The following is a 25,919-nucleotide window of genomic DNA, read 5'->3' on the forward strand; positions in this document are numbered from 1 at the left end:
TGTGATGAATGACCATATTTGTCAGCAGATAGAGAATAGTGCGCACTACAGGGAGCTCGTGGAAAAACGGCAACGGTTTGCCTTCATGCTGTCCATCATTATGCTGATTATCTATATCGGCTTTATTCTGCTGATTGCGTTCGCGCCGCACTGGCTCGGCACGCCACTGCATGCGGGCACCAGCGTCACGCGCGGGATCCCGATTGGCATTGGCGTGATTGTAATTTCTTTTGTGCTGACGGGCGTCTATGTCTGGCGCGCTAACGGCGAATTTGACCGTCTGAACAAGGCCGTACTGCGCGAGGTAAAAGCATCATGAAGAGAGTTTTGACGGCGCTCGCCGCCACCCTTCCCTTTGCGGCAAACGCTGCGGATGCCATTACCGGTGCGGTTGAACGCCAGCCCACCAACTGGCAAGCCATTGTGATGTTCCTTCTTTTTGTGGTGTTTACGCTCTACATCACTTACTGGGCATCAAAACGCGTTCGCTCCCGTAACGACTACTACACCGCAGGCGGTAACATTACCGGCTTCCAGAACGGGCTGGCGATTGCCGGTGACTTTATGTCTGCCGCCTCCTTCCTCGGGATCTCCGCGCTGGTGTACACCTCCGGCTACGACGGGCTGATTTACTCTCTCGGCTTCCTGGTCGGCTGGCCGATTATCCTGTTCCTGATCGCCGAGCGTCTGCGTAACCTCGGGCGTTATACCTTTGCCGACGTGGCATCCTATCGTTTGAAGCAAGGTCCTATCCGCACGCTTTCCGCCTGCGGCTCGCTGGTGGTGGTCGCCCTTTACCTCATCGCCCAGATGGTGGGTGCCGGTAAGCTTATCCAGCTGCTGTTCGGCCTCAACTACCACATTGCCGTGGTGCTGGTGGGCGTACTGATGGTGATGTATGTACTGTTTGGCGGCATGCTCGCCACCACCTGGGTTCAGATCATCAAAGCCGTGCTGCTGCTGTTTGGTGCCAGCTTTATGGCCTTTATGGTGATGAAGCACGTTGGATTTAGCTTCAATAACCTGTTTACCGAAGCGATGGCAGTCCACCCGAAAGGGGAAGCGATCATGAGCCCCGGCGGGCTGGTGAAAGATCCGATATCCGCCCTGTCGTTAGGGCTGGGGCTGATGTTTGGTACCGCAGGCCTGCCGCACATCCTGATGCGTTTCTTCACCGTGAGCGATGCACGTGAAGCGCGTAAGAGCGTCTTCTACGCCACCGGCTTTATGGGTTACTTCTACATCCTGACCTTTATCATCGGTTTTGGTGCGATCATGCTGGTGGGGGCGAACCCGGCCTTCAAAGACGCAGCGGGCGCGCTGATTGGCGGCAACAACATGGCGGCGGTGCACCTGGCCGATGCCGTGGGCGGTAACTTGTTCCTCGGCTTTATCTCTGCCGTGGCCTTCGCCACCATTCTGGCGGTGGTCGCCGGCCTGACGCTGGCGGGCGCATCTGCGGTTTCTCACGACCTGTATGCCAACGTCTGGCGTAAAGGGGCGAGCGAGCGCGATGAGCTGAAAGTGTCCAAAATCACGGTACTGGTGCTGGGGGTGGTCGCCATCCTGCTGGGGATCCTGTTTGAAAACCAGAACATCGCCTTCATGGTCGGCCTGGCCTTCTCCATCGCAGCGAGCTGTAACTTCCCTATCATTCTGCTCTCCATGTACTGGTCAAAACTGACGACGCGTGGCGCGATGATTGGCGGCTGGCTTGGCCTGCTGACGGCGGTGATCCTGATGATCCTTGGCCCGACCATCTGGGTACAGATCCTCGGACATGAAAGCGCGATCTTCCCGTATGAATATCCGGCGCTCTTCTCTATCGCGGTGGCCTTCATCGGTATCTGGCTCTTCTCTGCCACTGACAATTCAGCGGAAGGTAATCTTGAGCGCGAGAAATTCCGCGCCCAGTTTATCCGTTCACAAACCGGTCTCGGCGTTGAGCAGGGCCGCGCACACTAAAATGGCTCCCCGGCCTCTGGTCGGGGATCACAGTTTTCCCCTCTTCAGGTGACGTTAATCACGTCACCAAAACAAAAAAAGCCGACCCACTTCACAGGCTTTATCTCTGTTTCATAAAGGCCATCACACTTTTCCCGTTTTTACCTCAAACCCCCCCTTTCCCTCTGAGGCCAGTACAGACAACCCTGGCCACAGTTTTTATGCTTTAACGCAAGCTTTCGGCAAATTGCGTGAGACGCGCCGGGCTAAGCAGGAGCGGCAGGAACAGCGGCCCACCGGCGGGAGGATGCGCCAGCCAGTGCGCCAGCGTCTCGGCGTATTCGTGCAGATGTTGTTGGTGTCGCTGCAGGGTCGTCGCGGGCAGGCTGTTTGCACCGTAATGGTCAAGCCACAGCACATCGGTGACAGCCGCCGCCACGCGGGAGAACATCTGGCTGTAGATTTCTGCGCTACGCCAGGCGGCCAGCAGGATCTCCAGGGTGTCGTTCGGGCAGGCGATAAGCGGCATCAACTCACGCAGGTTTTGCACCGTGCGCGACGCGAGGAAGCAGGCGGCCTCTTTTTCCAGCGCGACCCGCTCTCGCTGCTCTTTGCCAAGCGCGGGATCGTCGGCTGGCATCAGCGGTTGCCAGGCATGCAGCCAGTTGGCACTGCGGGTGTCCATATGCAGCAGTTGCTGCGCCTGGGCCACGCTCTCCGGGATTTGGCTTTGATAGTGCAGTCGCCGCCCAAGGAAGTTTGGCGTCTTACAGAGCCAGTCGTAGCTGGCATGCAAAATGGCCGCGAGCTGATGCTTGTCCTGCAGGGAGCGAAAACCGAGCTGCTGTTGCTCTGCCCAGCGCTCAAACGGCGTGGTCCGTGCGGCATCGTCCTGCTGGTTTGCGGCGGACAGACCGAAGAGATTGATGGCGTTAGCCGAGTCCATCACCCGGCTATCCGGTAGCCACTGCCAGCTCACCCGTGAGGTAATGGCTTCGATTTCGTTTTCAGCCGCGCTTAGCGCCCAGCTCAGGCGCCCACTGATCTCATCGGCCAGATAGCAAGGCAGCGCGGTCCAGCCATATCCGGTGCCGAAAAGATCGTATTCGATCCACTTTTTATGCCCCGGCAGCGTGGCGATGTGGGGATGGTTGGCAAAACCGGGGTGGTAATCCAGCTCCGTGGCTTTAATCGAGGCGCGTACATCGTCTGATAAACGGGCCAGGATGCCGGACAGCTGCTGTCGCGGCCAGCTGTCATCAATGAAATCACGCAGGATCAGTTTCTTGCCCTGCCCGCGCAGTAGGCTCCAGACATCATGCAGGCTCTGCTGCCAGCGGGTGGTCTGAAAATCGGGGGTGGTGAGGCTAAGAATCAGGCCGCTGAGATGAGGCAAAGAGGCTAATAACGGATGCAGAATTGACGCATAGAAAGGGTGCCAGAAATCGGGCGTGCTTTTTTCATCAAAGCTCAGTTCAGGAAATTTACGCTTAATAATGTCGTCGTTCGGCGCGGCCTCTCCCTGAAGCCAGAACGTTAAATTATTTTCCGCCAGGTAACGATCGACACGTTTTAAATATTGCAGCGCGTAATTTTGCTGATGAATTAAGTTCTCGACGTTAAGTTTCGCGCTTAACGGCGAGGGCGTCGCAAGAAGAGAGAGCAGTTCCTGTTGGTGCAGGATGATGCCGGTGAAACCATGCTGCTTTGCGCTTGCCACTCCCTGAATAAACCAGGGCCAGTGCCAAATAAAGGTGCTATTCAGCTCCATCAATTGATGTGGAATACGTTTCATTGCGCCACCTTGCTGATATTTATTTTCTTATCTTAATCGAGGATGCCATGAAAAAATATGCGCTGGTCGGAACGGGAGGTCGTGCGGGTTTATATATCTCTGCCATTGGGGGAGCCTGGCGTGAAAATGCCAGGATGGTCGCGTTTTGCGATACCAACCAGACGCGCATGGACTATGCGAACCAGTTACTCCAGAACGAAGGGGCCGCGCCGGTCTCTACCTGGAAAGCGGAGCAGTTTGAAGAGATGATCCGCGAAACCCGCCCGGACAGCATCATCGTGACCACAATGGACCGCACCCACGATGACTATATCGTTCGCGCCCTGCACGCCGGGTGCGATGTGATCACCGAAAAGCCGATGACCATCGATGAGAAACGTGCGCTGCGCATTCTTGATGCCATTGAGGAGACGGGCCGTAGCGTGCGCGTGGCCTTTAACTACCGCTATGCGCCGCACCACAGCAAAGTGCGTGAACTGCTGATGCAGGGGGTGATTGGCAAGGTCACCTCCGTTCACTTCGAATGGCTGCTTAACACCGAACACGGCGCGGATTATTTCCGTCGCTGGCACCGCGAAAAGCGCAACAGCGGTGGCCTGCTGGTGCATAAATCCACCCACCACTTCGACCTGATGAACTTCTGGCTGGGCAGCTATCCGGAGCGGGTCTACGCCGAAGGTAGCCTGCAGTTCTACGGTAAAGAGAACGCAGAAAAACGCGGCGTGACCCGGTTCTATCCCCGCGCCCACGGCTTCGCCGAAGCGAAAGACGATCCGTTCGCGCTGCATATGGCAGATAACGCCCAGCTTAAAGCGCTCTATCTGGATGCCGAACATGAAGATAACTACTTCCGCGATCAGAGCGTATTCAGTGATGGCATCACCATCGAAGACACTATGTCTGTGCTGGTGAAGTATCAGAATCAGGTCCAGCTTACCTACTCACTGAACGCCTATCTGCCCTGGGAAGGGCTCAACGTGGTCTTCAACGGCACCGAAGGTCGTCTGGAGATGAAAATCATTGAGAAATCTTACGTTAACGCCGGGGGTAAACGCGAAAACGAGGGGAGCCTGGAGCAGTGCGACATCACCGTCTTCCCGATGTTCGCCGAGCCGTGGAAGGCAGAATTCAGCCTGGGCGAAGGGGGGCATGGCGGCGGCGATAACGCCATGCTGGCCGATCTCTTTGGCGAGCCGGGCAACGATCCGCTGCAGCGTGCAGCCGATCACCGCGCCGGGGCGATGTCTATCCTCACCGGCATTGCGGGCAATCTCTCTATGCAGCTGCAGCGACCGGTGAACTTTACGGAGTTTGAGCTGGTCTCCCGTCTCACTAAATCTTAAGTGCTTCTCAACGGCGCGGCAGGACGCTGCGCCGAAACTGCTGGTCAGTATTGTGCAGTTACTCACCTGTTTAATAACAATAATGCTGCCTCTGTCCCGGAGACAAAAATGAATAAACTCGTATCAGGTGTCATCGCATCGCTGTTATTTTCCTGTACTTCCACCTGGGCGCAACAGCCCGTTGAATTACGTATGTCCTGGTGGGGGGGCAACAGCCGCCATCAGGCCACGCTGAAGGCGCTGGAAGCCTTCGAGAAAACCTATCCCCATATCCACGTGAAGGCCGAATACACCGGCTGGGACGGGCACCTCGCGCGCCTGACCACACAAATGGCCAGCGGCACCGAACCGGACGTCATGCAAACCAACTGGCCGTGGCTAAGTATCTTTTCTAAAAACGGCGAAGGGTATTACGACCTATATAAACTCAAAGATACGCTGGATTTAGGCCAGTATTCCGCCAACGATCTCGCCTCAACCACGGTGAAAGGCAAACTTAACGGCTTGCCTATCTCGGTCAACGCGCCGGTCTTTTACTATAACGACGTCACCTGGCAAAAGGCCGGGCTGGCTTATCCCAAAGACTGGGATGCGTTTTTTGCCGCCGGAAAGGTGTTCCAGCAAAAATTAGGCAATAACGCCTATCCCTACGCGATGGTGGATCAGGATGTCATCTTGCTGCTGAATACCTGGATGATGCAGAAGTATCAAAAACCGATGTTTAACCGCGACGGGTCGTTCGGCTGGGACGATGCTCAGTGGGCGGAAGCGTTTAGCTTTTTGAAGCGCTTAAGTGACGAGCATGTCCTGCCCTCGCCAAAAACACTCTCCGCCTACGGCAAGGGGAATCTCTATGAGATGAAGCCCTGGATTAACGGCGAATGGGGCGGCCTGTTTACCTGGAATATCACGATCCGGATGTTTGCCAACAACATGACGCCACCGGCGAAGCTGGTGCTGGGAGATTACGTAATGCAGCCTGGCGCAAAAGAGTCTGGCGCTTACTTTAAAACTGCGCAGATGTTGTCGGTGGCGAAATCCACAAAACATCCGAAAGAGGCCGCTTTACTGATCAATTTCTTGCTCAACGATCCGCAGTCGGTGGAAGCACTGGGGCTGGAGCGCGGTATTCCGCTGAACAAATCGGCAGAAACGCTGCTCACCGGGAAGGGGATTATCGACCCGAACGACCCCGTGATTGCCGGTTTGCGCCAGGCCCAGGCGCTGCACACCACCGTGGTCGCCACTCCGTATATTGAGGATTTACAAATCATCGATCAGTTCACCTCGGCGCGTGAAAAGCTAGACCAGGGCCAGCTCACGCCTGCCCAGGTTGCGGCCGAGTTTCGCCAGCAGGTTGAACGCATTGTGCGCCGTCTGAATCGCTAATCCAGCAGGTCGCTGGCAACGGCGGCCTAAAACATCACCCACGCCACCAGCGGCGCAATCAGTACCATCACTACGCCAGAGAGCATCATCACCAGACTGGCGACCACCCCCTCCTGCTGACCCAGCTCATAGGATCGGGCGGTGCCCGCCCCGTGGGAGGCGGCACCGAAGCCGGCCCCTTTCGCCATCCCCTCGCGGATGGAGAGGCGTAAAAACAGCATATCGCCTACCGCCATGCCAAACACCCCAGTGACGACAACAAACAGCGCCACCAGATCGGGCTGTCCGCCGAGCGGTTTCGCCGCGGCCAGAGCAAAAGGGGTCGTGACCGAGCGCACCGCGAGGCTACGCTGGATCTCGTCAGAGAGCGTGAACAGCCGCGCCAGCCAGACTGAACTGGTGACGGCCACCACCGTCGCGGTGATGACGCCCGCGGTGAGCGACATCCAGTGGCGCTTAATCACCGCCAGGTTGTCGTAAACCGGTACCGCAAAAGCAATGGTCGCCGGCCCAAGCAGCCACAGCAGCCAGTGCGATTCGCCAATATAGTTTTGCCAGGAGATATGGCCCAGGATCAGCATCAACACCAGCAGGATCGGCGTGAAGACCAGCGGCATTAGCGGCAATTTATGAAAGCGGCGATAGAGGCGTTTATTGGCGAAATAGATCACCAGCGTAATCACCAGACAGAAGAGGCTTATCTGAAAATTACTCATCTTTCAGCCTGCTGACCTCAAAGCGGTAGACTCTGTCCACCACCCACGCGGTGGCGCCCAATACCATCAGCGTACTGAGGGCAATCACCGCAAAGATACGCCAGCCGTCCACCATCAGCAGTTGGGCATAATTCACCACCGCCACCACCGCAGGGACAAAGAAGAGGAGCATCTCCGCCAGCAGCCAGCGGGCCCCCGCGCGTACCCACTTCAGGGGGAGAATGCGACAGAGGATCAGGGCCAACATCAGTAACATGCCCACCAGGTTGGCGGGCAGCGGCAGATGCAGCCAGTTCACCAGATACTCCGCAAAAACGAACAGCGCGGCATACAGCAGCACCTGTACGGGCACCTGGAGTCGTTGCACAACGGCAGGCGTAACACGACTTAACGCCACGGCCATGGCTTATTCCTCAAAAATGAGACGGAGCGCCAGTATAGTGAGCACACCTAATCCACTGAAATGAATTAAAATCATCGAATGTATAGTTTCGAGGAATAGTTATGGACATCAGAACGCTGCGCTATTTTGTCGAAGTGGTACGCCAGCAGAGTTTTACTCGCGCAGCGGAGAAGTTGTTTGTCACCCAACCCACCATCAGCAAGATGCTGAAAAACCTCGAAGATGAACTCAACTGTAATTTGCTCATTCGCGACGGACGCAAGCTGCTGCTCACTGATACAGGCCGGGTGGTGTTCGAACGTGGGCTGGCGATTCTGGCCGAGTTTCGGCAACTCGAAGCTGAACTCAGTGATATCAACCACCTGAACAAAGGCTTACTGCGTCTGGGCATTCCGCCGATGGTCGGGATGATGATGGCCGGGCCCATCAGCCTGTTCCGTCAGCGCTATCCGGGCGTGGAGCTTAAAATCGCCGAGTTTGGCGGGCTAACCGTGCAACAGGCGGTGATTAACGGCGAGCTGGATCTGGCGATGACCGCCCTCCCCGTTGAAGAGGAGAGCGGCCTCGCGACCCTGCCGCTGTTCAGCCACCCACTGTGCGTACTGGTACCACGCTCGGGTGACTGGCTTAAGATTGACAAGGTTAAACCCGAGCTGCTGGCCGGGCATCCACTGCTCATTTATAACGAAGACTTCGCCCTTAGCCGCCAGTTAATGCAGCTCTTTAATCAACACGACGTGAAACCCCGCATTGCCGTGCGCAGCGGGCAGTGGGATTTTCTGGCCGCCATGGTGCAGGCCGGGGTAGGCATTGCGATTCTGCCGCAGCCCATCTGCGAGCGGCTGGACAAAAATACGCTGCGCTGGATCCCGCTGGAGAGCGATCTCTACTGGCAGTTGGGGATGATTTGGCGTGAAGGGGTCTATTTATCCCACAGCGCACGGGCGTGGCTGCAGTGTTGCGAAGGATTCTGGAGCCCCTCACCCTGAACGGATGAGGGGCAAAAGACTACGGGTTCTCAACCAGCAGCGCTTCCAGCAAATCGAGGTCGTGGAGCATCTTTTGCAGCGTTTCGTTACTGATCTCGCGCGTGGCGCGCAGGTGGTACAGCTCAGCACGCTCTGAACGCAGCGCCGCCAGACGGAATCGACGTTCCAGTCTCTCTTCCTGCATTGAACTCTCTACATCGTTACGGCCATCGGCGCGGCGACGCAGATTACCAATGACGCGAGAACTCACCTCGGTGAGCAGTTGAGTATCAATATTCTCTTCGGTATCTGCCGCCAGGCGCTCTTCCATCTTCTGGATCGCCACGATAGCGACCTCGGCGATGGCCGCACGGGCAATACGCTCTTCTTTGTGCTGCTGAACGTGGTCAGCCACCTCCATGTGTTGCAGCAGAATAGGCAGCATCACCACGCCGACAAACAGCGAGAACAGAATTACCCCAGCCGCCAGGAACACCAGCTCATAACGCGCCGGGAAGACATCGCCGGTGGGCAGCAGCAGCGGAATAGAGAGCACACCGGCGAGGGTGATCGCCCCACGTACTCCGGCGAAGGTCGAAATCAGCAGTTCGCGCGTGGTCCAGGAACCGAACTCCATCGGTTTTTTATTCAGGAAACGCACGCTAAACCGTTTCATGGTCCACAGCCAGCCAAAACGTACCAGCATCAGCGCGGCGTAGATCAGCACGATATCGGTAAAGAGCATCCAGGTTTCGACATTAGGGTCCGCCTCTGCCGCCACCAGCGAGGATTCAAGAATGCCCGGCAGCTGTAGACCCAACAGCAGAAAGACCATGCCGTTAAAGACAAATTCCAGCATCGACCAGGTGCTGTTAGCACGCAGACGCATCGCCAGCGGCGCCCGGCGCATCACGCCGGCGCGGGTGATGGTCATCCCCGCCGCCACGGCCGCCAGGATGCCCGACACGCCGATGTGTTCGGCAATCAGGTATGAGGCGAATGGCAGCAGGAACAGCAGCACAATCTGCGTTGCCGGCTCATCCCCGCCCCAGCGGCTGAGGAAGCCCAGTGAACGGCCATAAAGCCAGCTGACCACGAAGCCCGCCAAAATACCGCCAATCGCCACCTTGAGGAACTCCATGGTCGCGCCGCCGACGGTAAAGATCATGGTGCCCATCGCTACGGCGACGGCAAATTTCAGCGCCACCAGGCCAGAGGCGTCGTTCATCAGCGCCTCGCCCTGCAAAATGCCCATGATTTTCTTTGGAATTCGCCCTTCTCCGACGATCCCTGACAGGGCCACGGCATCGGTGGGTGAGAGCACGGCCGCCAGCGCGAAAGCCGGAATCAGCGGAATACCGGGTACTACCCAGTAAATCAGGAAGCCAATACCCACGACGGTGACCACCACCAGCGCCAGCGCCAGGCCTAAAATCTCGCGACCGTGTTCCAGGAACTCACGGGTCGGGGTTTTCCAGCCGTCGGCAAAGAGCAGCGGCGGAATAAAGAGAACCAGAAACAGCTCAGGATCGAACTCGACGTGCAGCCCAAACGTGGGCCACGCCAGCAGCGCACCGATTGCGATTTGCATCAGCGGCAGCGGTAACTGGAAGGGTAATACGCGGGTTATTACCCCGGAAAGTGAGACCACAAGGGTCATGATCAATATGGTGAAGAAAATTTCCATGCGTTCCCTGTTTGCGATGTGTCTGTTTTAGTCAATCGTAAGGCGTCGTGCCTTAAGTCTATCTTCTTCAGAGTAACGCAATTGACAACGCGATGGGGTCCGAAAATAAAAAACGGGCGGCCTGAGCCACCCGTTTTAGCAAGAAAGATCAAATTAGATGGCCCAGCCACCCGCGTAGAAGGTCACCAGCGCCACGGCGATCACCACGGTACCGATGTTCAGCTTACGCCACTCTCCCGAGACCAGACGGCCAATCACCAGCGAGGCGAAACCGATCATGATGCCGGTCACGATGTTGCAGGTCAGCACGATGAAGACGGCAGTAATCAGCCCCGCCATGGCATCCACGAAATCGGCAAAGTCGATTTTCGCGACGTTGCTCAGCATCAGCAGACCTACATACATCAGCGCTGGCGCCGTTGCGTAAGCCGGTACCAGGTAAGAGAGCGGAGAGAGGAACAGGATCAGCAGGAAGAGCACGCCCACGGTAATGGCCGTCAGGCCGGTTTTACCGCCCGCCGCCGTACCCGCTGCGGATTCGATATAAACCGCCGCCGGAGCCGCCCCCACCAGGCCTGAGAAGACGCTGCTCAGGGAGTCGGTGGTCAGCGCCTTGCCGCCATCGATAATCTGACCGTCTTTATCCAGCAAGTTGGCCTGGCCCGCTACGGCACGGATGGTACCGGTGGCATCAAACACAGCGGTCATGACCAGCGCCAGCACGCTTGGCAGGATCACCGGATTCAGCGCGCCCACAATATCCAGGCTACCAATCAGGGAGTTACCTTTGTCATCACTCAGGGATGGCATGGCGAAAATACCGGAGAAGTGCACCGTCGGGTCGAAAATCAGCCCCACAATGGAGATACCGATAATGGTCAGCAGAATGCCGCCCGGCACTTTCAGTTTTTCCAGACCAATGATCACCGCCAGGCCAATAAGGGACATGATCACCGGGAAGCTGGCGAAGTGGCCCAGCGCAACCGGCAGGCCGTCCAGCGGGTTCTTGATTACCAGACCCACGCCGTTCGCGGCGATGAGCAGCAGAAACAGGCCGATACCGATACCGGTGCCGTGCGCCACGCCCTGCGGTAGATTGCGCAAGATCCAGCTACGAATACCGGTGGCGGAGATAACCGTAAAGAGCACCCCCATCAGGAACACGGCACCCAGTGCTACGGGAACGCTAATCTGCTGTCCCAGCACCAGGCTGAACGCGGTAAAAGCGGTCAGTGAAATGGCGCAGCCAATCGCCAGCGGCAGATTGGCCCACAGCCCCATCACGATGGAGCCTACGCCCGCAACCAGACAGGTCGCCACGAAGACCGCCGCCGGCGGGAAACCCGCTTTGCCCAGCATACCCGGTACCACGATGACGGAATAAACCATCGCGAGGAAGGTCGTCAGACCGGCCAGAACCTCCTGACGCACGGTGCTGCCGCGAGCAGAAATTTTAAACATGGCGTCAAGCGAACCGCCATTACGCGCAGATGGCGTAGACATAGAAAACATCCCCTGAAGATTTTTTTATCGTTCGTTGTTAAGCGTGGTGGACACTCCACTGCCAGCGAAACGTCATATCCTTGTGCTGCGTTTGCGACGAAAAAGGGGCGTCACAAAAAAAGCAAACGTTTAGCTCCGCGCTTAAAAACGGGTGGTGAAATTAAGGCAAACGATTATCCAGCCTAAAGACCGGGCTTTTCAACTGAACTTTGCTGTTTTTCGCTAAAATTCACTTTTGACGATGAAGAAATAACCAGCGGATGCGCAAACGTTATCGTTTATGCGCAATAGGGTTACAGGTTTACGACTCGCCAGGCAGTTCGAACGGGCCGCCTTGTTGTATGGCGCGCTGCCAGGCCGGTCTCATTTCAACTTTTTTCTTCCATGCCTGCAGATGCGGGAGATCGTTAATACCGCCGCGCGCCAGCAGCGCCATGACCGGAAAACTCATCTGAACATCAGCCATGCTAAGGCGATCGCCGGCAAACCAGCTGTTATGTGCCAGACACGACTCCAGATACCGGGCGTGGGTTTCGAGCTGTTTATTGAGATACGCTTTCTGCACCCCTTGCCCCAGCACTTTTCCCAGCGAACGCAGCCCAAAGGGCACCGGCGGTTTACCGAGGCTGGCAAACACCAGCTTCATTAATAGCAGTGGCATGAGCGAACCTTCCGCATAATGCAGCCAGAAGCGGTAGTTCAGTCGCTGCTCGGGGTTGTCAGGCTTGAGCTGCGACGCGCTGTCATAGGTTTCCTGCAGATACTCCAGAATCGCGCCCGACTCCGCCAGAATCAGACCGTTATCTTCCACCACCGGGGACTTGCCCAGAGGGTGGATTTTTTTCAACGCAGGCGGCGCCAGCATGGTTTTCTCACGCTGATAGCGAACAATCTGGTAAGGCAGAGAGAGCTCCTCAAGAGCCCAAAGTACCCGCTGTGATCGGGACTGGTTTAGGTGGTGAACCGTAATCATGGGCAGCTCCTGATATTCATACAAACTAACTATAGAAAATTGCACAACCTGGCGAAAATATTTCGCCGAGTTTTTACCCTTTTACGCTGGCGAAGCTCCCGTCCCTGGATAGACTTAAAGTGTCAGCACAAACCGGAACCTCGCAACGGCTCGACTGAGGGGTGTTGATGTCGGGGGAAACCCTCCTGTGAAATAAGCGGGATAGAGAGAAAGACAAAGACCGGGAATAAACTAAAGCGCCTTTATGGCGCTTTAGTTTTTTACAGACCCTGCGGATCCTCTTCCAGCAGGCGTGCGCCGGTACCCTGTTGGCCCAGTTTGTCGCCAGGGTTACGCAACGGACAATCGCTTCGCGACAAACAACCACACCCGATACAGCCGTCCAGCTCATCGCGCAGCGCGACCAGCGTATGAATGCGTCGATCCAGTTCATCACGCCACTGGGAGGAGAGCGCTTTCCACTCCTTCGCGCTCAGCGTATGCCCTTCCGGCAGCACGCCTAACGCATCACCAATCGTCGCCAAAGGGATGCCGATACGCTGAGCAATCTTGATGATCGCAACGTAACGCAACACATCACGCGTATAGCGCCGCTGATTCCCGGCGTTCCGGATGCTTTTAATTAACCCTTTGCTTTCATAGAAATGGAGCGCCGATACCGCCACCCCGCTACGCTTCGCCACTTCACCTGGCGTCAATAGCGCTTTAATACGCGGTAATTTCTTTTCCATAAAACCTCTTTACCTCAAGTTAACTTGAGGAATTATACTCGCCCGCAGACAAAACGACGAATCAACAGATACAGGTGTATCCAGAGAGAGGCAGCTTTATGTCGCATCAACAGATTATTGAGACACTTATTGAATGGATTGATGATCACATCGACCAGCCATTAAACATTGATGTGGTAGCCAAAAAATCGGGTTACTCGAAATGGTACCTGCAGAGAATGTTCCGCAATGTTATGCGTCAGACGTTGGGTGAGTATATCCGCCAGCGCAGATTGTTAATGGCAGCGCAGGCACTGCGCACTACCCAGCGGCCGATTTTTGATATCGCGATGGATCTCGGATATGTGTCGCAGCAGACGTTTTCCCGCGTTTTCCGCCGGGAGTTCGATCGTACCCCCAGCGACTATCGCCACCAGCTTAACTAACAGGCCGGGCAACCAGCCCCGCAATAGGCTGCTGTTGCCAGGTCATAAACTCGTGGGGTGGCATCGCCTTTGCGAAGTGCCAGCCCTGGCAGTATTGCACCCCGCGTTTGTGTAGCCAGGCGACCTGCTCTGCCGTCTCCACCCCTTCGGCGATGGTCTTCAGACGCAGGCTTTGTGCCATTTCAATAATGTGCTCGGCAATCAGATGGCTGGTACTGTTGGTGGTGAGAGTGTCGATAAAGGTCTTATCAATTTTGAGAATATCGACATTCAGCGAGTAGAGATTGTGCAGGTTAGAGTAACCTGTACCGAAATCATCGATCGCCACCTCGTAACCCGCCTGCCGGAAGGCCTGAATCACCGGGGTCGTTTTGGGCACGTCGATAAAACCACGTTCGGTCACTTCAATTTTAATTTGCTGCGCGCGTACGGAATAGTGGCGAGCCTTGTCGCTAATCATGGCGATGAGCCGTGAGGAGTGGAAATCTGACGCCGAGAGGTTAATGGTGACGTAGAGGTGCGGTCTGGACGCCAGAAAATGGCCCAGGTCGTTAAAGACCTCTTCGACCACGTAGTCGGTGATGCGCTCGATCATCCCCTCTTTTTCTGCCAGAGGAATAAATTCCGCCGGGCTCATCACCGGGCCGCTAAAACCGGGCCAACGCAGTAACGCTTCCGCGCCTACACACTCGTTATTTTTGATATCGATAATTGGCTGATAATGCACGCAAAGCTGGCGATTATTTAACGCCCGGTGCAATAAACGCCCCGGCGAATTTAATTCACGGCGAGTTCGCGACCAGACTAATAATATGATGACGCTACAGATCATTCCCAGCGGCAGCGTTAATGTGGCTTCGTGGTAAAGCACATCGTAGAAACGCTGATTGGTAGTTGAAACAATTGCCGCAACGGGGCGCTTTTCTGAATGAACGATGGTGTAAAAACGGTCATCCTCCTGAAACGTGGTTTCCTTATCGCCAGTTAGCGTTTTTAATAAATTTTTATCTGCGTTTTCACTGACCGAGAAAAAAGCATTGGTGACCGTATCAAATATACCCCACGCCAGGGAGTGATCGGTTGACATTACTTCACTGTATGAGAGCGGATTCACCACCACCACATAATTGCCGCGCTGCATATACGTCATTTTATATCCCGCAAAGAAGGGCGTATCGCGGAAATAATATATAGCCACATCAGGCTTACGCGTGTAATTGGCGTGTGGGATGGTATATGCTGTGGCGGGCGTTAATACGGTGGAACAGCGAAATTCACGCCCTTCGGCATAGATTAAATCAGCAATATAGAGACGCCCGCGAACAATATTCAACATATACTGGCGGTGAGCAGGCGAGCAAACATTACCCTGATAGTGTTCAGCGGCATTGCGCGCTAAATCCACTTGATGAATGACGAGTTCAGTTTTATCTAAGGCAAGCTGTGCGAAAGAGCGCAATTGATTACGGGTTTCTGAAACAGCACGCAGTTGGGCAAACCAAAGCGCAAGCATCACCGGTAGTAAAACTACCATGATGATCCCCACACCTCTCAGCACCTTGCCGCGCGCGCTATGATTCATTTCCGCCCTATATCCCTGCTTTTAATGTGCCTGTAGTATTGAAGGCCGGATGCTTTGATAAACAGGTGATTACGTTGCATGAATCATGCGAAGTTAGCAACTGACTTTTATCATCAAAATCCTAATATTTGGTTATGACGATAATATTTGTCCGTAAGCCAAACTAAAAGTATGCGTTCAGTTTTTATTAAGTTAAATAATTTTCCAGCACCGACGGCAGATTTTTTCGATTACGCCACAGCGGATCGCTGATTAAGTCAAACTCCTGACAGCATGAAAAAAGCACAATCGGGTGATGTCAGTTCTGGCTATTTGCCCATTCAACAGAGTTGAGTGATTTATAAATAATCAACGGCGACGATTGTTTTTCCTCTTCCTGCCCGCTTGGCATCATAAAGTGCTTTATCGGCGCGAATGAGTAATGAGGAAGTATCATGTCCACCGCCCATCACCTCTACTATCCCCGCACTGAAGGAGAGCGTGAGCGCCCTGTTGCCCACCTGTAACGGCCGGGTCAACAGCGTCTGATGCAGCATGAGTGAGAGCTGCAGCGCCGCGTCGCTGTGCGTGCCTGGCATCAAGAGCAGAAATTCTTCTCCGCCCACCCGCCCGAGTGCGGCGTCGGCCGGGGTCATCTCGCGGATGCGTTCGCAAAAGTGTACCAGCGCCCGATCGCCGACCAGATGGCCCCATTGATCGTTGATTTGTTTAAAGAAATCCAAATCAAACATCACCACGCAGAAGGGGGTTTCGGCTGCGAGACCATGACTGACCTCCAGCGCGGTGGTGAGCTGCTGAAGAATAGCCGATCGATTAAAGCAGCCGGTCAGATCATCGGTTGTCGCCTTTTTCTCAAGCTGTTTCTCGACGCGCTTACGCTCAGTAATATCCAGCCCAATGTTAAGGATTGAACCGTCCGGCAATAAGATATTCGACCAAAGAATGGTCAGCTGTGCCCCATCCCGGCGTACCGGGTGCCATTCGTACATATCATTTAGCGGAACCGTATTGACGGATTCACGCACACGCCGGCGAACCTCAGGATCGGGATAGAAGAGCGCCAGCGGATCGGCATGCTCATTGAGCTCGGCCATTTTCCAGCCAAAGACCTTTTCACACTCGGCGTTCCAAAGCACGCAGCGGCTACGGCGATCGAATGAATTCATCAGCACCGGGGCACGTTCGAAAAGGGTTTGGTATTGGGTGACGACCCGCTGCATTTCAATGGCGGTACGTTCGCGCGCAATAATTTCGACAAAATAGTCTTTCAGCTTTTCCACCAGGATCACCACGATATCTTTCAGCACAGAGAGTGGCGTCTGCGGATCAGAAAAACCGAGGAAAAAATAGCCGCTACAGAGGTGACCGTGAGGGGTGATTTTGCAAAGTACGCCGCTTTGCAGCTGGGTATAACCGGGATGACGGTCAGAAAAGAGGTGTTTACCCATGTTGTCTTTCCAGTAAATGACACGCCACGCGCGGTGATGTCGCTGCAACAGGGTGCTCGCCAGAAAATTGCCGACCTCCAGTGAATGACAGGTGAGCTCTCCGGCACTGACTATCTGCTGAAGGCCGTTCTCATCATCGACGGTAATCCAGCTCAGGCGGGCGCCAAAGGCGTGGTTAATTGTCTCAAGCAACTCCAGCAACGTTGATTGCGAAGACAACTGCGGCATAAGTTTTGCCAGCGTGCGCAGGGCCACCGTACTGTCATTAACGATCCCGCGATATGATTCATTCATCGTTTATTCGCGCTCATTAAATAAGAGAGAATGACCGCAACGAATAAGTCAGGATTGGAAAAGCAATACCATGATTATTTGCTTTTCGATGCCATTTAAGGACGCGTGTGTATTGAAAAAATAACAGTTAAATAATAAAAGCCAAGAAATTCAAAAACCTGAATTATTTATTACGAGTAAATTTTTTTGTCCGTTCAAGCATAATCCATACTTTAATACCTGTAAATATTGCACAAATTGCTTATTGCTGTGCAAGTTTATCTATCATGATGAATTCGCTGGAAACACCTGTGAAACAGGTCGCTTAGCAAGCGAAGATATATTTATTTGGTCCTAATAACCATGCAATTAAAATGGCTAAAAAGATGCCGTTTTTTTGCGCTCCGCTACTGGCGAATAAAAGAGCAAATGTGATATAGTTCACACATATTGTGTAACGAGAAACGCTGTTTCATTGTTGTATGTCTAAGTCTGCCGATAGCCAGTTTGCCACCTCTGTGAGCAATATCGCTATTTCCGGCGACGTTCATTTTGAGGATCGGTTTTATGGCAACCCTTACTACCGGCGTAGTGCTTTTGCGCTGGCCGCTGTTTAGCGCTGTACTGATGTTTCTGGCCAGCACGCTGAATATCCAGTTCCGGAAAGCAGATTACGCGGGGCTGGCGGTGATTAGCACCTTCCTGGGTGTCGCTGCTGCCTGCTGGTTTGCGACGGGGTTACTGGGTATCACGCTGATCGATGCGGCAGTGATCTGGAATAACGTAAAAGAGATCATGGTAGAGGCAATGAGCCATACCCCGCCAGACTGGCCGATGATGTACACCTGATGCTGAAAATAAGCGAAAAAAAACCCAGACATGGTCTGGGTTTTTTTATGTGCATCGCAAATGCGGATAATCAGAACGGAATGTCGTCGTCAAAATCCATTGGCGGTTCGTTAGACGGTGCCGGAGCAGATTGCTGCTGCGGACGGGACTGTGCGCCGCCGCTGAACTGGTTTCCGCCCTGCGGCTGCTGAGGCTGACCCCAACCGCCCTGCTGCTGGTTCTGACCGCCACCCGCCGGTGCGCCGCCGCCCTGACGGCCACCCAGCATCTGCATGGTGCCGCCCACGTTCACCACCACTTCAGTGGTGTATTTTTCTGCGCCGGACTGATCGGTCCATTTGCGAGTACGCAGCTGGCCTTCGATGTAGACCTGAGAACCTTTACGCAGATATTCGCCGGCCACTTCTGCCAGCTTGCCAAACAGCACGACACGGTGCCATTCGGTCTGCTCTTTCATCTCACCGGTCGCTTTATCACGCCAGGATTCGGAAGTAGCCAGCGTAATGTTGGCAACTGCACCACCACTCGGCATGTAGCGTACTTCCGGGTCCTGGCCCAGATTACCGACGAGAATCACCTTGTTTACGCCTCTGCTGGCCATGATCGTGTCTCCTGAATACGTTTCTTAATAGTGTAAACGCGCGAGTGTACCATTTCCACGCGTCAATTTGCATAGTTGCGTGGCGGGTCCAGAAAACTCTCGCGAGCTCGACATTGTTACACAACCCGCCGGAATTTGCATTCCAATACTGTATATTCAAACAGGTTAATTTGTGTCATAATTAGCCGTTTATGCCGGTTGTCCTTCAAACAAACCAGGCATTCCGTGTTCCAACCGGGAAAGGTGAATGGATAAGATCGAAGTTCGGGGCGCCCGCACCCACAATCTCAAGAATATCAACCTCGTCATCCCTCGCGACAAACTGATCGTCGTGACCGGGTTGTCGGGTTCTGGCAAATCTTCTCTGGCTTTCGACACCTTATATGCCGAAGGGCAGCGTCGTTACGTTGAATCACTCTCAGCCTATGCGCGTCAGTTCCTGTCGCTCATGGAGAAGCCGGATGTAGACCATATTGAAGGGCTATCGCCGGCCATCTCAATCGAGCAGAAATCCACCTCGCACAACCCGCGCTCGACGGTAGGGACAATCACGGAAATCCATGATTACCTGCGTCTGCTGTATGCCCGCGTTGGTGAGCCACGCTGCCCGGACCACGACGTGCCGCTGGCCGCGCAAACCGTCAGTCAGATGGTGGATAACGTACTGGCGCAGCCAGAGGGCAAACGCCTGATGCTGCTGGCTCCCATTATCAAAGAGCGTAAAGGCGAGCACACAAAAACGCTGGAAAACCTGGCCAACCAGGGTTACATCCGCGCCCGTATCGACGGAGAAGTGTGCGATCTCTCCGATCCGCCAAAGCTAGAGCTGCAAAAGAAACACACCATCGAAGTGGTTATCGACCGCTTTAAGGTGCGTGAAGATCTGGCTACGCGTCTGGCCGAGTCGTTTGAAACCGCACTGGATCTCTCCGGCGGTACGGCGGTGGTGGCAGATATGGACGATACCAAAGCGGAAGAGATGCTCTTTTCCGCCAACTTCGCCTGCCCGATTTGCGGCTACAGCATGCGCGAGCTTGAGCCGCGTCTGTTCTCGTTTAACAACCCGGCGGGCGCCTGCCCAACCTGTGACGGCCTGGGCGTGCAGCAGTACTTCGATCCTGACCGCGTGATCCAGAATCCGGAACTGTCGCTGGCCGGCGGCGCGATCCGCGGCTGGGATAAGCGTAACTTCTATTACTTCCAGATGCTGAAGTCGCTGGCTGAGCACTATAAGTTCGACGTTGAAGCCCCCTGGGCCAGCCTGAGCGCAAACGTGCACAAAGTGATCCTGTCCGGTTCCGCTAAAGAGAACATCGAGTTCAAGTACATGAACGACCGCGGTGACACTTCCGTGCGACGCCATCCTTTTGAAGGGGTGCTGCACAACATGGAGCGCCGCTACAAAGAGACAGAATCCAGCGCGGTGCGAGAAGAGCTGGCGAAGTTCATCAGCAACCGCTCCTGCGCCACCTGCGACGGCACGCGTCTGCGTCGTGAAGCGCGCCACGTCTTTGTTGAAAATACCCCGCTGCCGACCATCTCAGACATGAGCATCGGTCACGCGATGGACTTCTTCAACAACCTGAAGCTCTCCGGCCAGCGAGCAAAAATCGCGGAAAAAGTGCTGAAAGAGATTGGCGATCGCCTCAAATTCCTGGTGAACGTGGGTCTGAACTACCTGACGCTTTCTCGCTCCGCAGAGACCCTTTCCGGCGGTGAAGCCCAGCGTATCCGTCTGGCCAGCCAGATCGGCGCAGGGCTGGTTGGGGTAATGTACGTACTGGATGAACCCTCCATCGGCCTGCACCAGCGCGATAACGAACGTCTGCTGGGTACGCTTATCCATCTGCGTAACCTCGGCAACACGGTGATTGTGGTCGAGCACGACGAAGACGCCATTCGCGCTGCCGACCACGTGATTGATATTGGCCCCGGTGCGGGTGTACATGGTGGCCAGGTCGTGGCAGAAGGTACCCTGAACGACATCATGGCGGTGCCCGAGTCGCTGACCGGCCAGTACATGAGCGGTAAGCGTAAAATCGACGTGCCAAAACAGCGCGTTTCGGCGGATCCGGAAAAAGTGCTTAAGTTGACCGGCGCGCGCGGCAATAACCTGAAAGATGTGACGCTGACGCTGCCGGTTGGGCTGTTTACCTGCATCACCGGGGTATCCGGTTCCGGTAAATCGACGCTGATCAACGATACGCTGTTCCCTATTGCGCAGACGCAGCTTAACGGCGCGACCCTGGCGGAGCCGGCACCGTATCGCGAAATTTCAGGTCTGGAACACTTCGATAAGGTAATCGATATCGACCAGAGCCCTATCGGGCGAACGCCACGTTCCAACCCGGCGACCTATACCGGCGTCTTCACGCCCGTGCGTGAACTCTTTGCTGGTGTGCCGGAATCACGTTCGCGTGGGTATACGCCTGGACGTTTCAGCTTTAACGTTCGCGGCGGCCGCTGCGAGGCCTGTCAGGGCGACGGCGTGATCAAGGTTGAAATGCACTTCCTGCCGGATATTTACGTCCCCTGCGATCAGTGCAAAGGCAAACGCTATAACCGCGAAACGCTGGAGATTAAGTACAAAGGCAAGACCATCCACGAAGTGCTGGATATGACCATCGAAGAGGCGCGTGAGTTCTTTGATGCCGTACCGGCGCTGGCGCGTAAACTACAAACGCTGATGGATGTGGGTCTGACCTATATTCGCCTGGGGCAGTCGGCAACCACCCTTTCCGGCGGTGAAGCTCAGCGCGTGAAGCTGGCGCGTGAACTCTCTAAACGTGGTACCGGTCAGACATTGTATATTCTCGATGAGCCGACCACCGGTCTGCACTTTGCGGATATCCAGCAGTTGCTCGACGTACTGCATCAGCTCCGGGATCAGGGCAACACCATTGTGGTCATTGAGCACAACCTTGACGTGATCAAAACCGCGGACTGGATTGTTGACCTCGGTCCGGAAGGCGGTAGCGGCGGCGGTGAGATCCTGGTCTCCGGTACCCCAGAGACCGTCGCGGAGTGCGAAGCCTCGCACACCGCACGTTTCCTTAAGCCGATGCTGTAGTCATCACACTGAAAGTTGCTGTCGGGTCGCTTCCGGCAGCAACTCAATTGCCTGCTGATACGAGGCATCTACCAGATAGTAAATTTGCGAATCCGGTAGCGATCCATCGAGATAGACGGTGCTCCAGTGTGCTTTATTCAGATGTTTACTGGGACGGACATCGCTGTGTTGCTGACGCAGCAGTTCTGCCAGTTCCGGGCTGGTTTTCAGTGACGCCGCCGGTCGCCCTTCGACCTCTTTCACCATCGCGAACAGGACATCCGCCACTTTAATCTGGGTGGCTTTCCAGTCGCTGTGCACGCTCTGCTCCGCGCCGGTTTTGTTCATGCAGTACTGTAATATCTCCGAAATTGTCATCTTTATTCCCCCGTGATGGTGGCGATAATCGTGCGCGAGCCGCCGTGGATGCGATGTTCCCCCAGCCAGATTCCCTGCCATGTGCCCAACTGTATCCGCCCTTTATGCAGCGGCAGCATTAACGAGACGCCCATCAGAGACGATTTGATGTGCGAAGGCATGTCGTCATCGCCTTCGTAGTCATGCTCATAAGGGGCATTGTCTGGCACAGTTTGCAGAAAATGTCGTTCCATATCGGCACGCACCGTGGGATCGCAATTTTCATTGAGGGTAAGGGAGGCGGAAGTGTGTTGCAGGAGCAGATGCAGCAGCCCGACGTTAATACGGCTCAGGTCGCGAAGTTGCCCGATGACTTCGTCCGTCACCAGATGAAATCCGCGAGGTTTCGCGCTTAAGGTCAGGGTTTGCTGATACCACATGAACGGCTCCGTATTGAAAGAATTGTCCTTCTAAGTGTGCAGCAATACGGCAAAAGGTAAAACCCGAAGAGCCCGATCGGGCTAAAAAATAATCAAATGCCCGGTGCGCTGACTGCACCGGGCAGCGATCAGTATTCCGAATTAACAATGACCTCTTCGCCAAACGCCCCTGCCATCGGTAGTGGTCGGTATGTAGAGTTAGAGGCGCGCAGCACGCGGATACCTCTGGCGCCCACGTCGCGGGCCGCGGAGATATCGTTATCCGAGTCGCCATAGAACACTTTGATCTGCTTTTGCTGCAACCACTCGGTTTTGGTGTTCTGGCCTGGCTGATCGCCCGCGAAAATCACCGGATTCATGTTGGCGGCCGGGATGCCGAAAAGGCCCTGCAGGGTTTTAGAGACGGTCTCGGTTTTGGTCTGGCTACGACCCGTCACGAAATAGATGCTATCGCCGCGTTTTACGTGCATGGCAATCAGCGAGCGAGCCACCTCTTTTGGAATACTGAACTCATCCCAGCCGTTATTCATCTTTTCCCAAAACTCGGGATTTTTCAGGTACGCCTCACTCTCAGGCGAGTATGTTTTTTTCCCGCGCCAGAAGCCGGGGCTGGAAAAGAGGACGGTATCATCTATATCAAAGCCCACCGCCATCGCCGGACGGCCGAGCAGGCTATTTTCAATCTGGGCAACAGAAACCCAATGAATTGGGGCTTGTTCCGCCAGTTTTGCGGCGGTAGTGCCGTTATACAACGGCGTGGGCGCGGAGGCGCGGGCAACAACGGAACTGTTAAGAGAGAAGAGTAAGCAGGCGGCGCTGAGCGCCAGTGTGATCTTGCGCATGTTTTCCCCTGAATATTCAGACATTTATTCTTTTAATTTGAGTGGATGGTCAAAAAACTCTCCGACCATAACCCCTGAAAGCGGTGAAGGAAAGGAGTTTTTACTTATGAATATGAAGAAAAAAGAAGACGATCACAGAGTGTTGAGCGTGACCCGATGCCCTCACTCAGCGAGAGAGGGCATGGTAAGTAAGTGCTTACATTACAGCAGCAAAGGCCTGTGCAACGCGCTGGACGTTATGGGTATTCAGCCCCGCTACGCACATGCGGCCGCTGGCGATAAGATAAACGCCAAACTCTTCTCGCAGACGATCAACCTGCGCTGCGCTGAGACCGGTGTAACTGAACATACCGCGTTGCTTAAGCAGATAAGCGAAGTTATGCCCCGGCACCGCCTCTTTTAGCACCTCAACCAGCGTCTGACGCATTGTCAGGATACGACTACGCATGACTTCGACTTCAGCAAGCCAGCTGGCTTTTAATGCCTCATCGCCCAGCACGGTGGCCACGACCTGCGCCCCAAACGCCGGTGGGCTGGAGTAGATGCGGCGCACCGTCGCCTTCAACTGTCCAAGCACGCGGCTGGCCGCTTCGGCATCTTCACATACCACAGACAGGCCACCCACGCGTTCGCCGTAGAGCGAGAAGATTTTGGAGAAGGAGTTGCTCACCAGTGCGGGCAGCCCGGCGCTGGCAATGGCGCGAATGGCGTAAGCGTCCTCTTCCATTCCCGCGCCAAAGCCCTGATAGGCGATGTCGAGGAACGGGATCAGATTACGCGCTTTCAGCACCTCAATAACCGCATCCCACTGCTCGTTTGTGAGATCCGCGCCGGTTGGGTTATGGCAGCATGGATGCAGCAGCACAATGCTGCGTTCTGGCAGAGTCGTGAGCTTTTCCAGCAACGCCGAAACGCGTACGCCGTTGGTTTCCGTGTCAAACCATGGATAAGTATCTACCGTAAAGCCCGCGCCTTCAAAGATGGCGACGTGGTTTTCCCACGTTGGGTCGCTGACCCACACGCCGGAATCCGGGAAGTATTTTTTCAGGAAATCCGCACCGACTTTCAATGCCCCCGAGCCGCCCAGCGTCTGGATGGTAGCCACACGTTTGTTTTGCAACACCGGATGGTCGGCACCAAACAGCAGCGGCGCAATGGTATTGCGGTAGGTATTGAGTCCTTCCATTGGCAGGTAGAGTGAGGCACCGTGCGGCACCGCATTCAGGCGCGCTTCGGCTTCGGCTACGGCCTTAAGCTGAGGAATAATGCCGTCTTCGTTGTAATAAAGACCGATGCTCAGGTTCACTTTATCGCTGCGGGGATCGTCCTTAAAACGCTCCATTAAGGAGAGGATGGGATCGCCGGCGTAGGCGTCTACTTTCTGGAACACGCGATGGTTCTCCGGATTTTTATAAGGCAGGGATTTCAACAATAAACCGGAAGCGAAAGAAGATCGAGCCTTGTGAAGGGAATCGGGGCGCGGCATCTCACCGCGCTCCAATCTGTCTTAATCTAGGTAATGCATGGCCACGCGGGAGGTGAGCCGCGTAATAAGTTCGTAAGCGCTCACTTTTGTTATTTCTGCAATGCGCTCAACCGGGAGGCCATCCCCCCACATCACCACCGGATCGCCCGCGCGCTCGTTAGCCGCCGGCCCCAGGTCAACGCAGATCATGTCCATCGCCACGCGGCCAACAATCGGCACTTCGCGGCCATTTACCAGTACGGGGGTGCCGGTGGGCGCCGCACGCGGATAGCCGTCGCCGTAGCCCATCGCCACCACGCCTAAACGGGTATCGCGTTCGCTTACCCAGGTGCCACCGTAGCCGACCGGCTCTCCGGCTTTGTGCTCGCGCACGGCAATAAGCGTTGAAACCAGAGACATCACCGGCTGAAAACCGAAGTCCGCTCCGCAGGATTGGCCTTCAAGCGGCGACACGCCATACAGAATAATGCCCGGGCGCACCCAGTCGAAGTGCGACTGAGGCCACAGCAGAATACCGCCAGAGGCCGCGATGGAACGCTGACCGGGTTTGCCTTCGCAGAAGGTGTTAAACAGATCCAGCTGCTGTTCCGTGGCGCCACACTCGGGCTCATCGGCGCGGGCAAAATGGCTGACGATATTGACTGGCTGACGCACGTTTTTGCACTGACTCAGACGCTGCCAGAACGCTTCAGCCTGCTCTGGACGCACCCCGAGCCGGTGCATACCGGTATCCAGTTTCATCCACACGGTGACTGGCGTGCTGAGCTGTGCGGCTTCCAGAGCGGCCAGCTGCTCTTCGTTATGCACCGCGGTATGCAGTTGCTGCGCTGCGATGACATCCAGATCCGCGGCGTTGAAAAAGCCTTCGAGCAGTAAGATGGGTTGAGAGATGCCCCCTGCGCGTAGGCGGAGGGCCTCTTCAAGACGGGCGACACCAAAAGCATCGGCATCGGGGAGCGTTCGCGCGGTCTCAAGAAGACCGTGTCCGTAAGCGTTCGCTTTCACGACTGCAACCAGTTTACTGGCGGGTGCCCGTTCACGCAGGCATTGCAGGTTGTGACGCAGAGCGCGGCGGTTAATGATTACAGTTGCCGCTTGCATGTGAATTCCTTAAT

23 protein-coding genes are annotated in these 25,919 nt (G+C 55.2%); 8 read left to right on the top strand and 15 right to left on the bottom strand.

The window, feature by feature from the left end; genetic code table 11:
• Positions 1 to 4 precede the first annotated feature (4 nt).
• Positions 5 to 319, top strand: a complete 315-nt coding sequence (locus tag B3511_RS17230) for a DUF485 domain-containing protein (protein ID WP_286783916.1) — start codon at positions 5 to 7, stop codon at positions 317 to 319.
• Positions 316 to 1,965, top strand: coding sequence for a cation/acetate symporter ActP (gene actP, locus B3511_RS17235; protein WP_286783917.1), 1,650 nt, complete (start codon positions 316 to 318; stop codon positions 1,963 to 1,965). Before B3511_RS17230 ends, actP begins: the two co-directional genes overlap by 4 nt.
• A gap of 205 nt (positions 1,966 to 2,170) precedes the next feature.
• Here actP and B3511_RS17240 read toward each other — a convergent pair whose 3' ends face one another.
• Complete coding sequence (locus B3511_RS17240; RefSeq protein WP_286783918.1) at positions 2,171 to 3,739, bottom strand: hypothetical protein; 1,569 nt, start codon at positions 3,737 to 3,739, stop codon at positions 2,171 to 2,173.
• 47 nt (positions 3,740 to 3,786) lie between these two features.
• On the opposite strand from B3511_RS17240, the gene B3511_RS17245 reads away from it, so the two are divergent.
• Entirely contained in the window at positions 3,787 to 5,082 is a 1,296-nt protein-coding gene (locus B3511_RS17245) for a Gfo/Idh/MocA family protein (protein WP_046885563.1), read from the top strand.
• A 108-nt stretch (positions 5,083 to 5,190) separates the two neighbouring features.
• Positions 5,191 to 6,471: an ABC transporter substrate-binding protein gene (locus tag B3511_RS17250; protein ID WP_207292815.1), complete on the top strand. Its 1,281-nt coding sequence runs from the start codon at positions 5,191 to 5,193 to the stop codon at positions 6,469 to 6,471.
• Between the two features lie 26 nt (positions 6,472 to 6,497).
• On the opposite strand, the gene B3511_RS17255 is transcribed toward B3511_RS17250, so the two are convergent.
• Together B3511_RS17255 and B3511_RS17260 are read right to left on the bottom strand one after the other, a co-directional pair.
• Positions 6,498 to 7,187, bottom strand: a complete 690-nt coding sequence (locus B3511_RS17255; protein ID WP_046885526.1) for an LrgB family protein — start codon at positions 7,185 to 7,187, stop codon at positions 6,498 to 6,500.
• Positions 7,180 to 7,590 carry a CidA/LrgA family protein gene (locus B3511_RS17260; RefSeq protein WP_286783919.1) on the bottom strand — a complete coding sequence of 137 codons (411 nt, stop codon included), beginning with the start codon at positions 7,588 to 7,590 and terminating at the stop codon, positions 7,180 to 7,182. The genes B3511_RS17255 and B3511_RS17260 overlap by 8 nt, the downstream gene beginning before the upstream one ends.
• A 101-nt stretch (positions 7,591 to 7,691) precedes the next feature.
• Here B3511_RS17260 and B3511_RS17265 point away from each other — a divergent pair, with 101 nt between their 5' ends.
• Positions 7,692 to 8,579, top strand: a complete 888-nt coding sequence (locus tag B3511_RS17265; RefSeq protein WP_286783920.1) for a LysR family transcriptional regulator — start codon at positions 7,692 to 7,694, stop codon at positions 8,577 to 8,579.
• Positions 8,580 to 8,598: 19 nt separating this feature from the next.
• On the opposite strand, the gene B3511_RS17270 is transcribed toward B3511_RS17265, so the two are convergent.
• The 4 genes from B3511_RS17270 to soxR form a co-directional block, all read right to left on the bottom strand.
• Positions 8,599 to 10,245 carry a Na+/H+ antiporter gene (locus B3511_RS17270; RefSeq protein WP_046885529.1) on the bottom strand — a complete coding sequence of 549 codons (1,647 nt, stop codon included), beginning with the start codon at positions 10,243 to 10,245 and terminating at the stop codon, positions 8,599 to 8,601.
• Positions 10,246 to 10,398: 153 nt separating this feature from the next.
• Complete coding sequence (gene ghxP, locus B3511_RS17275) at positions 10,399 to 11,748, bottom strand: guanine/hypoxanthine transporter GhxP (protein WP_040077592.1); 1,350 nt, start codon at positions 11,746 to 11,748, stop codon at positions 10,399 to 10,401.
• A gap of 301 nt (positions 11,749 to 12,049) precedes the next feature.
• Positions 12,050 to 12,721 carry a glutathione S-transferase family protein gene (locus B3511_RS17280; RefSeq protein ID WP_233803237.1) on the bottom strand — a complete coding sequence of 224 codons (672 nt, stop codon included), beginning with the start codon at positions 12,719 to 12,721 and terminating at the stop codon, positions 12,050 to 12,052.
• Positions 12,722 to 12,981: 260 nt separating this feature from the next.
• Positions 12,982 to 13,452, bottom strand: a complete 471-nt coding sequence (soxR, locus tag B3511_RS17285) for a redox-sensitive transcriptional activator SoxR (RefSeq protein ID WP_040077594.1) — start codon at positions 13,450 to 13,452, stop codon at positions 12,982 to 12,984.
• 98 nt (positions 13,453 to 13,550) lie between these two features.
• On the opposite strand from soxR, the gene soxS reads away from it, so the two are divergent.
• Positions 13,551 to 13,877 (top strand): superoxide response transcriptional regulator SoxS, encoded by a 327-nt coding sequence (soxS, locus tag B3511_RS17290; RefSeq protein ID WP_040077595.1) that lies wholly within the window; start codon positions 13,551 to 13,553, stop codon positions 13,875 to 13,877.
• Here soxS and B3511_RS17295 read toward each other — a convergent pair.
• Together B3511_RS17295 and B3511_RS17300 are read right to left on the bottom strand one after the other, a co-directional pair.
• Positions 13,870 to 15,459 carry an EAL domain-containing protein gene (locus B3511_RS17295; RefSeq protein WP_286783923.1) on the bottom strand — a complete coding sequence of 530 codons (1,590 nt, stop codon included), beginning with the start codon at positions 15,457 to 15,459 and terminating at the stop codon, positions 13,870 to 13,872. The genes soxS and B3511_RS17295 overlap by 8 nt on opposite strands.
• Positions 15,460 to 15,797: 338 nt before the next feature.
• Positions 15,798 to 17,201 carry a sensor domain-containing diguanylate cyclase gene (locus B3511_RS17300; protein WP_286783924.1) on the bottom strand — a complete coding sequence of 468 codons (1,404 nt, stop codon included), beginning with the start codon at positions 17,199 to 17,201 and terminating at the stop codon, positions 15,798 to 15,800.
• Positions 17,202 to 17,747: 546 nt separating this feature from the next.
• On the opposite strand from B3511_RS17300, the gene B3511_RS17305 reads away from it, so the two are divergent.
• Positions 17,748 to 18,029, top strand: a complete 282-nt coding sequence (locus tag B3511_RS17305; RefSeq protein WP_207292810.1) for a YjcB family protein — start codon at positions 17,748 to 17,750, stop codon at positions 18,027 to 18,029.
• A gap of 70 nt (positions 18,030 to 18,099) precedes the next feature.
• Here the strand turns inward: B3511_RS17305 and ssb1 are convergent, their stop codons facing one another.
• Positions 18,100 to 18,630: a single-stranded DNA-binding protein SSB1 gene (ssb1, locus tag B3511_RS17310; protein WP_006177466.1), complete on the bottom strand. Its 531-nt coding sequence runs from the start codon at positions 18,628 to 18,630 to the stop codon at positions 18,100 to 18,102.
• Between the two features lie 247 nt (positions 18,631 to 18,877).
• On the opposite strand from ssb1, the gene uvrA reads away from it, so the two are divergent.
• Positions 18,878 to 21,700, top strand: coding sequence for an excinuclease ABC subunit UvrA (gene uvrA / locus B3511_RS17315; protein ID WP_286783927.1), 2,823 nt, complete (start codon positions 18,878 to 18,880; stop codon positions 21,698 to 21,700).
• 3 nt (positions 21,701 to 21,703) lie between these two features.
• On the opposite strand, the gene B3511_RS17320 is transcribed toward uvrA, so the two are convergent.
• From B3511_RS17320 to alr, 5 genes are all read right to left on the bottom strand, one after another.
• Complete coding sequence (locus B3511_RS17320) at positions 21,704 to 22,057, bottom strand: MmcQ/YjbR family DNA-binding protein (RefSeq protein ID WP_046885533.1); 354 nt, start codon at positions 22,055 to 22,057, stop codon at positions 21,704 to 21,706.
• Positions 22,058 to 22,059: 2 nt separating this feature from the next.
• Positions 22,060 to 22,476 carry a secondary thiamine-phosphate synthase enzyme YjbQ gene (locus B3511_RS17325; protein ID WP_040077603.1) on the bottom strand — a complete coding sequence of 139 codons (417 nt, stop codon included), beginning with the start codon at positions 22,474 to 22,476 and terminating at the stop codon, positions 22,060 to 22,062.
• Between the two features lie 128 nt (positions 22,477 to 22,604).
• On the bottom strand, positions 22,605 to 23,318 hold the full coding sequence (gene aphA, locus B3511_RS17330; protein WP_040077604.1) for an acid phosphatase AphA: 714 nt from the start codon (positions 23,316 to 23,318) through the stop codon (positions 22,605 to 22,607).
• Positions 23,319 to 23,514: 196 nt separating this feature from the next.
• Positions 23,515 to 24,708, bottom strand: coding sequence for an aromatic amino acid transaminase (gene tyrB, locus B3511_RS17335; protein ID WP_286783928.1), 1,194 nt, complete (start codon positions 24,706 to 24,708; stop codon positions 23,515 to 23,517).
• A gap of 117 nt (positions 24,709 to 24,825) precedes the next feature.
• Positions 24,826 to 25,905 (bottom strand): alanine racemase, encoded by a 1,080-nt coding sequence (gene alr, locus B3511_RS17340; protein ID WP_286783929.1) that lies wholly within the window; start codon positions 25,903 to 25,905, stop codon positions 24,826 to 24,828.
• Between the last annotated feature and the right edge of the window lie 14 nt (positions 25,906 to 25,919).

This window comes from Leclercia sp. UBA1284 (assembly GCF_002308415.1).
In the GTDB taxonomy this organism is placed as follows: domain Bacteria; phylum Pseudomonadota; class Gammaproteobacteria; order Enterobacterales; family Enterobacteriaceae; genus Enterobacter; species Enterobacter pneumoniae.

What these genes read in the sequence shown, in the direction of transcription:
- B3511_RS17230 (WP_286783916.1), top strand. Translation starts at nt 5, where the DNA reads ATGAATGACCATATTTGTCAGCAGATAGAGAATAGTGCGCACTACAGG.
- actP (WP_286783917.1), top strand. Translation starts at nt 316, where the DNA reads ATGAAGAGAGTTTTGACGGCGCTCGCCGCCACCCTTCCCTTTGCGGCA.
- B3511_RS17240 (WP_286783918.1), bottom strand. Translation starts at nt 3,739, where the DNA reads ATGAAACGTATTCCACATCAATTGATGGAGCTGAATAGCACCTTTATT.
- B3511_RS17245 (WP_046885563.1), top strand. Translation starts at nt 3,787, where the DNA reads ATGAAAAAATATGCGCTGGTCGGAACGGGAGGTCGTGCGGGTTTATAT.
- B3511_RS17250 (WP_207292815.1), top strand. Translation starts at nt 5,191, where the DNA reads ATGAATAAACTCGTATCAGGTGTCATCGCATCGCTGTTATTTTCCTGT.
- B3511_RS17255 (WP_046885526.1), bottom strand. Translation starts at nt 7,187, where the DNA reads ATGAGTAATTTTCAGATAAGCCTCTTCTGTCTGGTGATTACGCTGGTG.
- B3511_RS17260 (WP_286783919.1), bottom strand. Translation starts at nt 7,590, where the DNA reads ATGGCCGTGGCGTTAAGTCGTGTTACGCCTGCCGTTGTGCAACGACTC.
- B3511_RS17265 (WP_286783920.1), top strand. Translation starts at nt 7,692, where the DNA reads ATGGACATCAGAACGCTGCGCTATTTTGTCGAAGTGGTACGCCAGCAG.
- B3511_RS17270 (WP_046885529.1), bottom strand. Translation starts at nt 10,245, where the DNA reads ATGGAAATTTTCTTCACCATATTGATCATGACCCTTGTGGTCTCACTT.
- ghxP (WP_040077592.1), bottom strand. Translation starts at nt 11,748, where the DNA reads ATGTCTACGCCATCTGCGCGTAATGGCGGTTCGCTTGACGCCATGTTT.
- B3511_RS17280 (WP_233803237.1), bottom strand. Translation starts at nt 12,721, where the DNA reads ATGATTACGGTTCACCACCTAAACCAGTCCCGATCACAGCGGGTACTT.
- soxR (WP_040077594.1), bottom strand. Translation starts at nt 13,452, where the DNA reads ATGGAAAAGAAATTACCGCGTATTAAAGCGCTATTGACGCCAGGTGAA.
- soxS (WP_040077595.1), top strand. Translation starts at nt 13,551, where the DNA reads ATGTCGCATCAACAGATTATTGAGACACTTATTGAATGGATTGATGAT.
- B3511_RS17295 (WP_286783923.1), bottom strand. Translation starts at nt 15,459, where the DNA reads ATGAATCATAGCGCGCGCGGCAAGGTGCTGAGAGGTGTGGGGATCATC.
- B3511_RS17300 (WP_286783924.1), bottom strand. Translation starts at nt 17,201, where the DNA reads ATGAATGAATCATATCGCGGGATCGTTAATGACAGTACGGTGGCCCTG.
- B3511_RS17305 (WP_207292810.1), top strand. Translation starts at nt 17,748, where the DNA reads ATGGCAACCCTTACTACCGGCGTAGTGCTTTTGCGCTGGCCGCTGTTT.
- ssb1 (WP_006177466.1), bottom strand. Translation starts at nt 18,630, where the DNA reads ATGGCCAGCAGAGGCGTAAACAAGGTGATTCTCGTCGGTAATCTGGGC.
- uvrA (WP_286783927.1), top strand. Translation starts at nt 18,878, where the DNA reads ATGGATAAGATCGAAGTTCGGGGCGCCCGCACCCACAATCTCAAGAAT.
- B3511_RS17320 (WP_046885533.1), bottom strand. Translation starts at nt 22,057, where the DNA reads ATGACAATTTCGGAGATATTACAGTACTGCATGAACAAAACCGGCGCG.
- B3511_RS17325 (WP_040077603.1), bottom strand. Translation starts at nt 22,476, where the DNA reads ATGTGGTATCAGCAAACCCTGACCTTAAGCGCGAAACCTCGCGGATTT.
- aphA (WP_040077604.1), bottom strand. Translation starts at nt 23,318, where the DNA reads ATGCGCAAGATCACACTGGCGCTCAGCGCCGCCTGCTTACTCTTCTCT.
- alr (WP_286783929.1), bottom strand. Translation starts at nt 25,905, where the DNA reads ATGCAAGCGGCAACTGTAATCATTAACCGCCGCGCTCTGCGTCACAAC.